Source organism: Paenibacillus hunanensis (genome assembly GCF_014645615.1).
Classification (GTDB): domain Bacteria; phylum Bacillota; class Bacilli; order Paenibacillales; family Paenibacillaceae; genus Saccharibacillus; species Saccharibacillus hunanensis.
Genome location: NZ_BMMB01000010.1, coordinates 15906 through 31258, shown reverse-complemented (window position 1 = coordinate 31258; position 15353 = coordinate 15906). Strand labels below are relative to the sequence as shown.

The following is a 15353-nucleotide window of genomic DNA, read 5'->3' as shown; positions in this document are numbered from 1 at the left end:
AAAAGGGCAAAAAAAGGGCAATTGCACGTATGGACGATTCGCCTGGTAGATGATTTTGCTAGTCTGTAGACAGGGGTACAGACGATATAAATCATTACAGGAGGATACGACACGTATGAGCAAAAAATGGCCGATGGCCTTCACATCCGCATTATGCATACTGGCACTGGCAGCATGTTCAAGTGAGCCAGCAGCAGTGCAATCGACAACAAGCACGGTACAGATCATGACGGTGAAAAAGCAACCGCTAAACACGAGTTATGATCTGTCCGGTACATTGGAAGCGTATGAGCAGACACCTGTCTCTTTTCAAACGGCAGGTACAGTCACTCAAATTAACAAAGAAATTGGAGATAACGTAAGCAAAGGTGAGGTCATCGCAAGGCTGGATACTGCGGACTTGCAATTGGCGTTACAAAATGCACAGGAAGATGTGTCTGCTGCCTCAGCATCGTTAGCGAGTGCGAGAGCATCGCTTAGCGATGCAAAGGCTGGACAGCAATCTGCTAGAGCAGGCGTTGCTTCCGCACAGGCGAAGCTGGAAAGTGCGCGTATTGGCGAACAGGATGTACAATCAGGTGCACGCTCACAGGAGCTGGCTCAAGCGCAAAATGCAGTCGCGCAAGCCCAAACGGCTTATAACCAGGCAAAAACAGAGGCGGCTCGTTCGCAAACTCTGCTGGATAACGGATTAATGACACAGCAGGATTATGAAAAAGCGCAGACCGCACTTTCCGATGCGCAGGCTACGTTAAATGATGCTCAGCAAAAATTGTCGCTCACTCGTGAAGGGGCAAGCGCAGCGGATCGTGCCAAAGCCGCTTCAGCTGTAAAAGAAGCACAGGTTGGTATCCAGAGCGCTCAGGCAAGTGTAGAACAGGCGAACGCAGGAGTAAGTAAAGCGAATGCCGGTGTACAGCAATCGCAGGCAGCCTATGATCAGAAAGTTGTCGCTGTAGAAACCGCAAGGCTGAATCTATCGCGTGCAAGTATGAAGGCACCGGCTTCAGGAACCATTTTACAAAAAAATCTATCCATTGGTCAGTCGGTCAGTGCGGGTGGAGGAGCAGGCAGTAATGGTAGCTCACCCCTATTTTTAATTGGTAACATCAATAAACTGAAGGTACAGCTACCGGTTGCCGATAGCGACATTTTGAAATGGAAAATAGGTCAGCAGGTTAGTGTGCAATTGTATGATGAAGTGCGCACAGGCAAAGTAAGTAAGCTCAGTCCGCAGACGAATGAGAAAACAGGTTCTATTAACGTGGAAGTCGTGATCGATAATCCACAACGAAGCTGGAAACCAGGTCAGGTCGTACAAGCTTCACGCCAGGTTTCTACCGCAGAGGGAATGCTCGTTCCAGTGACAGCAGTCATTAGCTCGGGTAATCAGCCCCATGTATTCAAGGCTGTAAATGGCAAGGCAGTACAAACGAACGTGAAGCTGGGTAAAGTTTACAATAACCAGTATGAGATCATCAGCGGGCTGAAGATTGGTGATAAAGTGGTCACTACCGGTGCGGATCGTCTATTTAACGGTGATCAGCTAACGGTCGAACAAGGGATAGAGCAAGGAAGTGATGTAGCCCCTACAATAGAAACCAATGCACAGCCAGACAATCCTGCAACGACTGTTAACACAGAGGATGCGGGGGCTACGCAATGATTCAATACTTTGTGAAAAAGCGTAAAATCACCATCCTGTTCTTCATCATGTTAATCGTTGTCGGTATAGCCCAGCTCAGTCAGTTACCCAAACAGCTTATGCCTGACGTTATTATCAAAACAGCTACGGTTACGACTACGTATGCCGGCGCGACACCGGAATTGATGGAAAAGACCGTTACCGAAGTACTGGAACAGAAGATCAAGGAAGTAACGAATCTGAAAAAAATCACGTCCACCTCCAGCAACGGTGTATCCAGTATCGTGGTGCAAGCTGAGGATGATGCGAATGCAACGGATACATGGAACGAATTGCGACGTAAAGTGGAGGATGCACAGGCGGAATTACCTGCTGATGCCGATACACCTGTCGTTAATGACAATCTCACGCAATCCTTTGTCAAATCGTATGTCATTTACAGCCAGGATAAGCAGAATCTATATGCGCTTAACGATCTGATGACGACATGGCAAAGTCAGTTACGTTCCGTTCCGGGTATTACAAAAGTAGCAATTGCCGGAATTCCAGAGCAGCAAGTACGTATTCAATTGAATATGTCCAAATTGCAGCAATATGGTATTACGTGGGAGCGAGTACAGCAGGCGATACAAGGTGAAAATAACCGCGTTCCCACTGGTAATTTAACCTACGATGATCGCACGTATCAGATTACAGTCGACAAGTCGACTGATTACAATCAGCTCAAAACGATTGTAATTTCTCAAAATGATGATCAAATCCCTGTTTATTTGCAGGATGTTGCTACAATCGCAATGGGCAAGGAGACTGAAAGTCATCTGAGTTATTACAATGGTAGTCCAGCAATTTCCATCGATATTAGCAGTCAAACGGGCTCCGACGTACCTACAATGGAGCAACGTTTGGATGCCAAGATGACTTCATTGGAAAAAACACTGCCAGATAAGGTGAAGCTGGAGCCACTGTTTGCTCAAAATAATGAAGTGGATCGCATTTTCAAAGACTTGATCAAGGAAATGCTCATTGCCATTGCAGCTGTTATTTTGATCTGTACACTTGGGATGAACTGGTTGACTGCGGGGTTTGTCGCGCTGGCGATTCCAATCTCGATTGCACTGGGTTTGATTTTTTTACCTGGCATGGGTATTTCGCTTAACCAGATTACGATTGTTGGTTTGATTATCGTACTTGGCATTCTGGTGGATGATGCGGTCGTCGTTAATGACAATATTGAGCGCAGACTGTCCACGTTAGGTGAGAGTCCAACCGATGCCGCTGTGAAAGGAACGAAGGAAGTCGCTGTGTCGATTATTACAGCGACGCTTGCAACCATTTCTGCCTTTGTACCGCTCATGCTGTTGCAGGGTGACATGGGTTCGTTTATACGGCCTATTCCGACCGTCATCTCACTCTGTATGCTGGCATCCATGATTATGTCGTTAACAATCATCCCGATTTTTAGACAATGGTATGAAGAGCGACAGCTGGAAAGAGGCAATCGTCATCATGATCGTCCGGCTGGATTGTTAGGTCGGCAGATTCAAACGGTTAGCAACGGTTATGCGCATCGATTAATGCCGCGTGTTTTGCAAAAGCCACTGTTGATCGCATTGATCGGTCTTATCGTCAGCACAGGTATTTATGGGCTGGCAGCAGTCACGCCTGTTGAACTGTTCCCCACTTCAGAAGATCCGCGTATTACCGTCAATGTATCCTTGCCATCTGGAACTTCATTGCAAGCGACGGATAAAGTTACCGGACAAATTGCAGCGTGGGTACGCAAGCAGCCTGATGTTGAACGAACAGCTTATGCAGCTGGTGGTGGAGCGCCACTACTCTTTAGTGGACTTGGTGACAGTTCCGGTGGTGGAGTGAATAATGGTCAGATTCTAGTTACCGGTAAAGCAGGCATGGATATAGATACAATTACAGAGCAGTGGTCTAACCAATTAAAACAACAATTTCCGGGTATCGAAATATCGGTAAAAGGAGCCGCGCTTGGCGTATCTGTCGGTAAGCCGGTATCCATTCGTATTGCTGGCGACAATCTGGAGGAGCTGCGCAAATTAACCAATAGTGTCAAGCAGATCATTAGTGAAACGCCAGGCACGTATGGTATTACCGATACGATGGGCAATGATAATTATGCACTTGATTTTGTTGTTAATAAGCAGGCGATGGATCGCTACGGGGTGAACTACAAGGATCTTACCCAGACGTTATTAATGATGGGGAGCGGCATTAATGTGGGTGATCTGGATAACGGTCAGCATCTGGTCGATATCAAGTTATATATGAACGATGCCCAGTCCTCCAGTCCAGCGAAGCTGCTGCAACAGGTGAATGTTACGAATGGCAATGGTACACAGGTTCCACTCTCACAACTGGTGCAGATGAAGCCCGGCTTTACGATTCAACAAATTAATCGTTACGATCTGCAACGTGTAAATACGATTGAAGCCGATGTGAATGGACGCACTGCAACTGAGGTAATGGCAGATATGAAGCCTAAGCTAGAACAGATGAATGTTCCTGAGGGCTACACCTGGACAATCGGCGGCGAAACATCCGATCAAGCCGATACATTTGGTGATCTGGGACAGCTATTTGTAGTTGCTGTATTTATGATTTTCATTCTAATCGTGATTCAATTTTATTCCCTATCGATTCCGTTTATTATTATGACTACAGTCTATCTGGCGGCGGCCGGTGCGGTATTAGGACTGTTCATTACACGAACACCTATAGGCTTTATGGCGATTATGGGCATTATTGCACTGGCGGGTATTGTCGTGCGAAATGGTATTGTATTGATCGAATTTATTGAAGATGCAAGGCATGAAGGGATGGAACTGAAAGAGGCGGTCATTCAGGCGGCTTCGGCACGTTTTCGCCCGATTCTGTTAACATCATTAACAGCTATCGTAGGTATGATTCCAATTGCCACGATTGGAGAGCTATTGTTCCGTCCGCTTGGCGTCGTTATTATTTTTGGACTGATCTTCTCTACTGTTCTAACACTGTTTGTTGTGCCATCGCTGTATATGGTTGTAGCGCAGTGGAAGGAAAAGCGACAATGGCGTAAAGAGGAACGTAAACAGCAGCGTATAGATAAGCATAAACAGCAAGGATCTGTACTTTAAAGGATCTATATTTTAATTGAAGGAGACAGAATCATTCTGTCTCCTTATTTACAAATTAGAGGGAGTGAAAGCATGATGACATCCGATCAATCCTTCATATCATCCCCAGCAAATCAACACAAAGTACAACAATACGAAATACCACCATCATCGATTAAAGAAATCGAGCGAATGATTTTCCATCTCTATACAGATGAATTCTACCCCACAACATCCTCTAAAATGCAGCTTTTGATCCGATCGTACATGACGCTTATGAAGCGGCAACAGATGGATCTGGTAGCAAGCAGCAGTAACAATAATGATGAAACTTGCTCCACTAAGGCGGATCACTCAATCGAGCAGAGAGACAGGTTCGAATACTGGCTCAGTCAATTACTGCTAGAGATGCTTCAAATCGCTATAAAGGAACAGGTAGATGTTGGAAATTACAGAGGAAAAGATGGAGAAGATGCGAGAATAAGTGTGCCCCCGTTCAGAAGGGACTCTTTAATTATCCACATTGCGAACTTCCAGTCTCTATTGTCTTCATCTACAAATCATCTGTTGGATCTTGCTTTAAAGCGCATCACTCGTTCATATGAACTAAAAAGCAGGCTCTGTAACCAGCCGCTTGCACCTATGGTTAAGTACATGCGCTGGCAGATGCTAATGATTAGAGAAGAGATGCAGATAAGCTCTACGCAGCGTGTACTGCTCGTGCAGTTATGGCTTGACTATATAGAGAAGCATCCACAGCTACTTCAAATATGGCTATATCATTAATCTGGTCTCTGTACAGCACATACCTATCGTGAATGCTGCTTGGCTTCCTGCTAAGTGTTCCAATAGATGTTCAAGCATTTGCTTACTAAGCTGGTCAAAATTATAGAAAGCATAATCATACAAAAAAAGCTTCACCGAGCGCGCTCGGTGAAGCTTTTTTCATTGTCCACATGTATTATAGTATATCGTCCACATTATAGATTCCGTTCGATAATGAAGGGGATCTAATGGACAGGCTACATTTTTAAAATGATTATCTCAACCACTGTGCGATCAGTGAGAAGGCGATAATGATCAGGAATAGCAATGTAATATGATTCAGGGAGAAAATGAACATTTTCTTCGCCCAGCTATTCACGTCTGCTTCAGTGCCTGCTTTGCTGTAGCTACGGAAGCTGAATACGAGCCAGGACAGGCTGAGCAGGAAGGCAACGCCTGCGATGTACGGGCTAAGCGGCCAGAACATCAGACTCGACAGCACGAGCAGTACCAGATAGAAGTTCGTTTGTGCATACGTGCGTTTTAGACCTTTTACGACTGGAAGCATTGGCACGCTTGCTGCTTTGTACTCATCGAAGCGACGAATCGCAATCGCATAAAAGTGAGGCATCTGCCATAACAGCATCGTTACAACCAGTGCCCAGATTTCCCAGTGTCCCAGATCGCTGGATACCGCTGCCCAGCCGATCAATGGAGGAACGGCACCAGACAGGCTACCTACCTCTGTATTGTAGATCGTTGTGCGCTTCGTCCACATGGTGTAAGGCACCACGTACAGGAACAATCCAAGGAAGCCAAACAGTGCAGCCATCGGTGAGCTCATGTACAGTAAAGCGATCCCGATCAGTGCCATAGTTGTACCGATTGCTAGACCGTTCGGCGCGTCCATTTTACCTGTTACCGTTGGACGTGTTTTGGTTCGTTCCATAATCGCATCGATATCACGATCATATAGATTGTTGAACGCCCCGGCAGAGCCGATGACGAGCGAGGAGCCCACAAATGCTAAAATGATCGCACCGATATGCTCAAAAAAAGATAAATTAAACACATAAATAGCCATGCTCAATCCGGCAAACATCGCAATCAGGTTAGATTTGATGATCCCCGTTTTGATGGTCGCAAAGAAGATGGCAGTAAACGAATTCGCCTGCATAGGTACAGCTTGACCAGTTTGATTTTTCATCTCTATATATGTCACCCGTTTCAGTATTTGATATGTGTCCATCATACCATTTATAAGGTATAAACACGCGATGTAAATGACGTTTTTTAAAATTACGCCATGAATTTGTGAAAACTTTATAACGATTTTCACAAAGGTATAGGAATATTTGTGAAAATATGCCTAAACATTGATTCCACATCAAGATAAATATATACCTAATAGAATAGAAAATCCAGCAAATCGTGTGAAAAATAATGGATAGGTGCGAATGGTCATTGCGGAATTGAGACTAACGTAAAAGGCAGACCTCTATTTAATAACTCTAAATACTACAATATAAACATAACCTATGGTGCTAGTTCGATTTAATCTTGGATCACTTCCATCTTCTCAAGCGTATGAGCAAGCAAAATTCAGTCTATATGCATGTTAAGGCCCGATATAACCGTAAAGCGAATAGAAGCTAGGGCGAAACAACGGATCAGGATAGAAAATAACATTGCGGTTTGCTTTGGCTTTCACCGCATCCAACGTGTAAATGCTGGAATCTATCGCTTTGTTTTGCTATTACAGCGAGATGAAGCAGATGACTATTTTTAAACTAGCACTACGTTTGATAACATATAAATTAATAACTTTACAATATTCTTTTTTTATGATAAATATATGTAGATCAAACTGTAAATATTTACAACAGTAGGAGGTGGATAGGATATTCTATATCGAACAATAAATCATTTTGATTTAGTTGATTGTTTTTCTGCAATTACTCGAATTATTATTAATCGATGTTTAGGCATGTTAATGTGACTGAGTGAACATAGGAAGTAGAATTTGTAGTCTATAATGGATGGATCAAAGATTAAAGCTATGCCTTATGAAGTTAAGCATGTGAGTTTTGTAAATAACTATTTGTTAATTGAACTCATAATTACATATGATTGCATCTGAAAGCGGTTGCTTAATCGTAAAGGGAATTAAAAAAATATCTAAACATTTAACGATAGGGGTCTGCGAGCAATATAATTATACAAAAATTTAAAATGGTTATAGTATATATCACAATAAAAAAGACATAACCTATAACTTGTCTACATATAACAGTGTTAGTGTGATATCTCTTATGCATGAATATAATTCGACACGTAGCTCATCTCAATTCTAAAACACGGAGATTGGGTTTTTTTGTGTCCCAGTATACCGTTTTCTGGAAATGTATGCTGCAGGATTATATATAAAATGACTATAGGTGGAATTAAAATGAATGAATACATAACACGAAGGGGATCTAATATTACAAGTTTTGCACTATTCAAGATTCCATTTCAACAGGTACCCATTCCGTCAATTATACTTGCATTATTAGCCATTTTTGATGGAATTATTATTACTTTGCAAGTGGGAGTAACTACGAGGCTAATTAATATGGTAGTTGCTGGGCCGGACTCTGGACAAATGAGCAATGTTTGGGCTTATTTGCTTCTTTTTATGCTGATCATGGCATATCAATGGCTATCACAAGATTTAAGTAATTTATTTAAAATAAAAATTGATTTGAGCGTATCTGAATATGTTAATGAACAAGCTATCCGAAAAATCTCCCGACTTCAATATTCTCATGTGGAAAATAATGACAGCTGGGATTTGATAAGCAGGGTGAAACTAAAGTTAAGTAAAAATGTTTCAGACTTTTTTTATAATGTACTGGGGTTTGCTACTTTAATTATAAAGATCATAGGTATTTTAATAATGATTTTTAACCAAGTATGGTGGGCCGGTCTCTTTATAGCGGTGCTAATTATTCCGTTAAGCATCTTAGTGAAAAAAGGAGCTAAGGAAAATTATAAGGCTGAGATTGCGATCACGAACAATACACGACGAGCTGAATATTTTGATAGAATGCTAATACAGAAAGATGCTGTGGAAGAACGTGTATTATTTGGATTTAGAGATCACATAAATAAAAAATATAGAGATTACTATGATGAAGCACAAAGAACACGCTTTAAAACAAAGCAAACTTGGTTTATTAAGATGAAAGCAGGAAGTGTTATATCTTCAACTTTTTTAATTTGTATAATATTTTTCTTTTTACAGCCGTTGTTAACCGGGACAATTACAATTGGCTTCTTTATTTCCATATCTCAAGCAATTTTTTCCTTAATTCAGCGGCTGTCATGGGAATTGACGGCATATGTAGACACATTAGCCACAATTAACGAATCTCGAAAAGATATAAATTTGTTTTTCAAATTAGAGGAAGATTCGAATGCTTTAGTGCTACCTAGTAAAGAAGTTTTTCATTTGGATTCCGTCGAGTTTGAAAATGTTATATTTAAATATCCGGGTACCGAGAAAAATATTTTAAATGGTATTAGTTTCAGATTGGAGTCGAAAAAAAATTATGCATTTGTCGGAGCTAATGGTTCAGGTAAGTCGACCATAATCAAGCTTTTAACTGGACTATATCATAATTATACTGGCTTGATTAAAATTAATGGAATAGATATTAAATCGTACCCAGTGAGTGAACGACATGCATTAATAAGTGTACTATTTCAGGATTTCGCACGCTATCAAATTACTTTGAAAGAGAATATTCTCCTAGGTGACATTAATAATTTTGATGCAAATGCTAAGAAAATGAACCAGTTAATAGATCATATGGGGCTTCGAGTTTTAGTGGATGAATTACCTTTGGGGATTAACACAAACCTTGGGAAAATCCAAAAAGATGGCGTTGATATTTCAGGTGGTCAATGGCAACGCATTTCAATCATCAGATCCCTAATTAATCAGGCACCATTGAAAATACTAGATGAGCCAACCGCATCCCTTGATCCTATTAGTGAAAGTATCCTTTATGAAGAATATGAGAAAATGACGAAAGGTAATACAACCATATTAATAAGCCACAGGTTAGGCTCAACCAAATTAGCTGATGAAATATTCGTGGTAGATAATGGTTGTATTGTAGAAAAAGGAACCCACGTGGAACTATTAGCAAATGATAATTTGTATGCTCATATGTTCAGAAGTCAGAAAGAGTGGTATGAACAATGAAAACAAAAAGTGAGAACATATTCACTATCTTCATTAAAGTTTTACCTGATATTTTTCATGGTGCCCCTGTTCATTTTGTATATATGAATATAGTTGCTTTAGTGTATTCAGTTTTGTGGTTTTCTATATTACCGGCTAACAATTATATGTTTGATACCATCATAAAAGCTGCTAACGGCCAAGCCAGTGTAAAGTACGCGATTATAGCTATTCTTATTGTTTTTGCCATATTAACAATACAACATGTTTTCAATGGCTTAAATGCCTACAATAATATGTATCAATACTTTAAGGTATATGGATACCTACATTATCGTATTCATAAGAAAGTGGACCAACTTCCAGCTATAAAATTTGAAGATCCCTCTATAATGGATGACATCAATAAATCTATTAAGGGAAGCGAAAATGCAATGCTTTTAGTAAATATCATAATGAATATGATATTTTTTTATATACCCCAGCTTCTTTTTTACAGTATTTATTTTTATTTTTTAAACCCGTATCTCGTGCTGGTTGTATTTTTAATATTTATACCTCAAGCAATATCCAGCATATTGCAATCGAAATTTCATATAAATCTTGAACAGGAAGTTGCCCCTATTCGGCGGGAGCTAGATAATTACGATAAAAGTTTAACTGGAATTGATTTCTTTAAAGAGACTAGAATGTTACGTGCATATGGATACTTTATAAAGTTATATAAGGACACACAACTTTTATTAAATAGTAAAGCATATGCAGTGGAAAAAAAGATTGCCATGATACGTTTGTACATGGCATTGATGACTCTAACTGGTTATATCGGTGTATTATATATATTGTTGCAAACCGTTCTTTCAGGAGCTATAACGATCGGTTCTTTTGGAGCAATTTTCATATCTCTTTCTTCCTTGCTTAGTATTATTAAAGAGATTACATTTGGTAGTTTTAATGAATTATCCAAGAATTTCGGAACAGTACTTAATTACAAGAATTTTATGAATATGAATCCTACTGAAAAAATGGCTGAACAGAATATTGATTTTTCTAAAGGTATTAAAATAAGTAATGTTTCTTTTCAATATCCTAATACGAATAAGAAAGCACTTAATAATATTAGCCTTCACATTCACAATAAGGAGACCATAGCCATAGTTGGAGAAAATGGAGCCGGAAAATCAACATTAGTCCGACTATTACTTGGTATCTACCGGCCTCAGAGTGGAAGTATTATTATAGGAGACATCGAGAATACGGAGAGAAATCCTTATATACCTCAGAATAATATATCTGCCGTATTTCAAAAATTTCAGAAATACGCGCTGACACTTAAGGAAAATGTGACAATTAGCGATATTAAAAGTGATGATAATATTATAGAACCGATTCAGAATGCTGGACTGGCAGTAAATTCAAAAGATTTTCCGCAAGGGGAACTAACAATGTTATCAAGAGAATTTGGAGGAACAGACTTATCTGGTGGGCAATGGCAACGCGTGGCTATTGCGAGGGGATTATTTCGTAAACATGATTTAATTATTTTAGACGAACCTACTGCTGCCATAGATCCTATCGAAGAATCTAGTATATTTAGAACTTTTAGAGATATTTCTAAAAATAAGATTGCAGTCATCGTAACTCATAGGTTAGGTTCAGCTAAAATTGCGGATCGTATTGTAGTAATGGATGAGGGACAAATTATTGAAGAAGGAACGCATGAAGCTTTAATGAGACTAAACGGGAAATATGCATATATGTTCAACGAACAGGCGAAATGGTACGAACACGAATGAAATTCTCTATAAGCACAATGCTACACTAAAGATAGACTTGATATATTCACTTTATTTTTTCATTCCTGTTTTCAATCTAAGGATGCAATCCATACAGAACGAAGGGAAGGAAATAAGGGGAAAGGACAACTTACAGTGTTAGTGATTTTCTAACACGAGGTTCAATAAAAAGTGATTTTTGCGCAGCAAAATATCTTACAGTTACAGAGCCGCGGGAATCTTCATTCCTTCCCCATTCCAGTAGATTCCCGCGGCTCCACCCGAGTCCGTCCCCTTATTCCTTCCCGAAGTGGTGTATATCAAAAAAGCATAAGTCACTTCTCCAACGCCCAACTTCTTCTAAATTTCTGTTCTAATGCTTCCCAAGCACGACACTCAATTCACGCTAACACTCACCCAGCAACATAGCTAAACGAAAAGCTCCATCAACCTCCAACAGCCTTTTCCACAACCATATTCCGTTCAGCCGCATCAGCTTCTGCCTGCTGATCACGAATTGTCAAGCGACGATGAGCAATTAACAGGAAGGGTAGACCAACCAGCGTAAGCAATGCAAGCGGTATGAATACGTGAATACCACCCTGTAATGCTACACGATCAATAAGCAACCCACCGACAACTGGAGCAACCATCGTACCAATATTGTTAAAGCCCATCGTGCCAAAATACGTGCCTTTCCAGCCCGCAGGAGCAATATGGTCGATCAGCATATCGGTCATCGTAAACATAAGCACTTCACCTACAGTAAAAATGAACACACCGATCATAAATACAGCCAGGTTATGTGCCATACCGAAGATCATTAAGGACAGCGCCACAAGGATATTTCCTATAATCAATGGAACGATCGGACGAAAACGTCTTGCTGTACGCACGAGCGGATATTGAACAATAAGTACAACGACCGCATTCATCGCAAGCATATAGGAAAATATTTTACTACCATTACTGAGATCTGGTGTAATCGCTAGAAATTGGGCTAGCGTGGAATCAAAATGCGCATACCCAAGTACGCAAAAGATCATACCGATCAGAACAGGCAGGAAAATGCGGTCAGACGATGTCACTCGTAATGCTTCCCGAATATTCGGTCTGGCAACGTTATCCGCAGCATGGCTTTGTAGCTTATCGATTGGATGCAAACGGAATTGCAAGACGAGTACAAAGCTATACAGCACGTACACCGCACCCGTAATGTAAAACGGAAACGTCGAAGCACCTGAGCCAAGCTGAAGTCCGATCAACGGGCCAAATACCACGCCGATATTAATCGCAGCATAGCGCATATTGAAGACGAGTAAGCGATGTTCCGGTGGTGTTGTATCGGAGAGCAGTGCGCGTGCAGCAGGCTCGAATGTGGAGCGGCATATTCCGTTCAGTATATTGACGACAAAAAACATCCATACATACTGCGCCGATGCAAAACCGAAAAAGACGAGTGACCAGCCAAATACAGATACGAGCATGACGCGTTTGCGTCCGATGCGGTCAGAGATGTATCCACCGTAAAAGCTGAACAGTACACCAGCGAGTGCACTACCTGCAATAATGAGTCCAGTCTGCGTAGCAGGAACATGCAGTGCTGAGGTCAAGTAGATGGCGAGAAATGGAATGCTCATGGAAGTGACGAGCCTGCCGAACATGGTACCGACAATGATCGTCCAGGCGAGTGGATGGATAGTGGCTAGATTTTTGGCAATCATGTTGAACACTCCTTATATTTTACAAAACGTCAATCAAGTTGTTATCATTGTAAAAAGATAAAAGGAGAAGAAAAAGAGAAGACTTTTTTATATGATCTTCCCCTTTTAATTTTTCTCCTATTAGATCATTGAGATTTTGATGAACATAGGCTATAGGTGCTAGTATGATGGACTCTTTATCGGTCAAAGGAGATATAGGATAAAGCTTGCAGAAAGGATATCATTATGGAACATGATATGATTCAATATTTGCAGCTCTATGAGCGCTTGAACAAAGAGCACGAGTCAGACTATACATGTAGCGTCACGATTGCGGAGCTGGCAGACCTGTTATGCTGTACACCGCGTAATGTCAAGCTGATTATACGCAGATTGGAAACGCATGGATGGATCGTATGGCAACCCGGACGAGGACGAGGAAACAGTTCACGTTTGCAGTTTCTATGCTCCAATGGAGACATGCTTGAAGAGCGCATTCAGCACTTACTTCATCGAGACAAGGTAAAAGAAGCACTTGATCTGGTGAGTGTCTTTGAGGGTGATGAGCATGTGCGAGAGCGCTTGTCTCAGCGGATTAACATCTATCTCGGATTGCATCAAGAGCGAGAAGAGAGCAGCAGACAGGATGTACTACGTATGGTTCGGTATCGACCACTGGGAAAGCTGGATACTGTGCTTGTGTTCAGTGCGTTTGAGATTTTTCTAATGCGGCATATTTTTGATACGCTGGTCGCTTATGATTCGAAAACAGAGCAATTTATACCGAAGCTGGCTCATCTGTGGGAATGTAGCGATGCTGGAACAGCATGGACTTTTTATTTGCGTAAAGGTATTCGATTTCATGATGGCCGATTGCTCACTTCCCATGATGTGCTTGCAACATTGGAGCGAGTTAAGCATAGAGGGGAAAATATTAACTGGCTATACCGGGATATAGAGAACATAGAGCTGTATGATGATTATGCATTCACCTTCCGGCTGAAACGTCCTAATACGATGTTCTTACATCTTCTTTCCAATATTAACATGGCGATTGTGCCGGCACACGAGCAGGCAGAGGAAATTACGATCAATGGCACAGGGCCATTTCGTGTATCGGAATTAAATACGAGTAAAATGTCGCTGACTGCTTTTGACGGCTATTATGGGTATCGTCCGATTCTGGATCGTGTAGATGTCTGGTTTTTACCGCAACAGGGAGGCTCGACTCGTTCATATCGTATGTTAACTGGAACGGATGAGGAGGAAACAGAGCAGAGTAATAGTCGTCAATTAACGCAGCCTGCACTTGGCGGTCGATATTTGCTGTTTAATATGCGTTTGCCTGGCGTACAGCATGATATTCATTTTCGTCGTGCGATACGACTGCTATATGATCGTCAGACAATGCAGGAAGAGCTGCAAGGGGATCGTACCTCACCAGCAGGCAGCTTTTTACCGTGGAAAAGCGCACAGCAAACGTTCGCACGCCACAGTCTGGAGGAAGCCAGAGAGCAGCTCGCTGCCAGCAGTTATAATGGCGAGACGCTCATACTAAGCTTTACCTACAAAAGGGAAGACCGGCTGGAGGCGGAATGGATACAGCAGCGAGCAGCAGCGATCGGTCTTCATTTGGAGCTGGAGGCGCAGGAGGATCGGCTGTTAGGAGGTCATATTGTGCTAGCGGTTGAGGTGCTGGAGGATGACTGGGAATGGGATTTGATTAACTTTTTCTCTAATGAGGTCAATCATCTACACTGTCTGTTAGATAAGGAGCAGCTTCAGGTGCTTCATACCATGCTGTATGATGTGATGCGTCATGAACGTGCCGAGCGCGAGCACATTTTAGAGCAAATGGAGCGTAAGCTACAGGAGGAGCACTGGCTGCTGCTTGGCAACCACATTAACCAGCGAGCGTATTTTAACCGGAGCTTGAGTGGACTACATCTGGATTCGTTCGGCTTTCCGAATCTGTCAACGATGTGGATTCGAGATACATTCTTTATAACTGATAAGAATACCAAAATGTAAAAACCTGTTCAAACGTTGTGAAATTGAAACAAAAATCGGGTAGATATAGGAGAAATAGACGATATTAATGATGAGAGACAT

General features: G+C 41.5%; 8 protein-coding genes. 6 read left to right on the top strand and 2 right to left on the bottom strand.

Going from position 1 to position 15353, the window contains the following annotated elements; translation table 11 throughout:
* Nucleotides 1-115: 115 nt before the first annotated feature.
* From IEX62_RS19750 to IEX62_RS19740, 3 genes are all read left to right on the top strand, one after another.
* Nucleotides 116-1666, top strand: a complete 1551-nt coding sequence (locus IEX62_RS19750) for an efflux RND transporter periplasmic adaptor subunit (protein ID WP_188777499.1) — start codon at nt 116-118, stop codon at nt 1664-1666.
* Entirely contained in the window at nt 1663-4788 is a 3126-nt protein-coding gene (locus IEX62_RS19745) for an efflux RND transporter permease subunit (protein WP_188777497.1), read from the top strand. Before IEX62_RS19750 ends, IEX62_RS19745 begins: the two co-directional genes overlap by 4 nt.
* A gap of 72 nt (nt 4789-4860) precedes the next feature.
* Nucleotides 4861-5553: a hypothetical protein gene (locus IEX62_RS19740; RefSeq protein WP_188777495.1), complete on the top strand. Its 693-nt coding sequence runs from the start codon at nt 4861-4863 to the stop codon at nt 5551-5553.
* Nucleotides 5554-5806: 253 nt separating this feature from the next.
* Here the strand turns inward: IEX62_RS19740 and cyoE are convergent, their stop codons facing one another.
* A complete protein-coding gene (gene cyoE, locus IEX62_RS19735) occupies nt 5807-6739 on the bottom strand; it encodes a heme o synthase (RefSeq protein ID WP_188777493.1) in 933 nt (310 codons plus the stop codon).
* A gap of 1242 nt (nt 6740-7981) precedes the next feature.
* Between cyoE and IEX62_RS19730 the strand changes: the two genes are divergently transcribed.
* Nucleotides 7982-9784 (top strand): ABC transporter ATP-binding protein, encoded by a 1803-nt coding sequence (locus tag IEX62_RS19730; RefSeq protein ID WP_188777491.1) that lies wholly within the window; start codon nt 7982-7984, stop codon nt 9782-9784.
* Nucleotides 9781-11559 carry an ABC transporter ATP-binding protein gene (locus IEX62_RS19725; protein WP_188777489.1) on the top strand — a complete coding sequence of 593 codons (1779 nt, stop codon included), beginning with the start codon at nt 9781-9783 and terminating at the stop codon, nt 11557-11559. Before IEX62_RS19730 ends, IEX62_RS19725 begins: the two co-directional genes overlap by 4 nt.
* Before the next feature lie 425 nt (nt 11560-11984).
* On the opposite strand, the gene IEX62_RS19720 is transcribed toward IEX62_RS19725, so the two are convergent.
* Nucleotides 11985-13259, bottom strand: coding sequence for an MDR family MFS transporter (locus tag IEX62_RS19720; RefSeq protein WP_373289169.1), 1275 nt, complete (start codon nt 13257-13259; stop codon nt 11985-11987).
* A gap of 228 nt (nt 13260-13487) precedes the next feature.
* Between IEX62_RS19720 and IEX62_RS19715 the strand changes: the two genes are divergently transcribed.
* Complete coding sequence (locus IEX62_RS19715) at nt 13488-15272, top strand: ABC transporter substrate-binding protein (RefSeq protein ID WP_188777485.1); 1785 nt, start codon at nt 13488-13490, stop codon at nt 15270-15272.
* Nucleotides 15273-15353 lie beyond the last annotated feature (81 nt).

Bases quoted from the DNA above. Each gene is read 5' to 3' on its own strand.
- IEX62_RS19750 (WP_188777499.1), top strand. From the start codon at position 116: ATGAGCAAAAAATGGCCGATGGCCTTCACATCCGCATTATGCATACTG.
- IEX62_RS19725 (WP_188777489.1), top strand. From the start codon at position 9,781: ATGAAAACAAAAAGTGAGAACATATTCACTATCTTCATTAAAGTTTTA.
- IEX62_RS19730 (WP_188777491.1), top strand. From the start codon at position 7,982: ATGAATGAATACATAACACGAAGGGGATCTAATATTACAAGTTTTGCA.
- IEX62_RS19715 (WP_188777485.1), top strand. From the start codon at position 13,488: ATGGAACATGATATGATTCAATATTTGCAGCTCTATGAGCGCTTGAAC.
- IEX62_RS19740 (WP_188777495.1), top strand. From the start codon at position 4,861: ATGATGACATCCGATCAATCCTTCATATCATCCCCAGCAAATCAACAC.
- cyoE (WP_188777493.1), bottom strand. From the start codon at position 6,739: ATGAAAAATCAAACTGGTCAAGCTGTACCTATGCAGGCGAATTCGTTT.
- IEX62_RS19745 (WP_188777497.1), top strand. From the start codon at position 1,663: ATGATTCAATACTTTGTGAAAAAGCGTAAAATCACCATCCTGTTCTTC.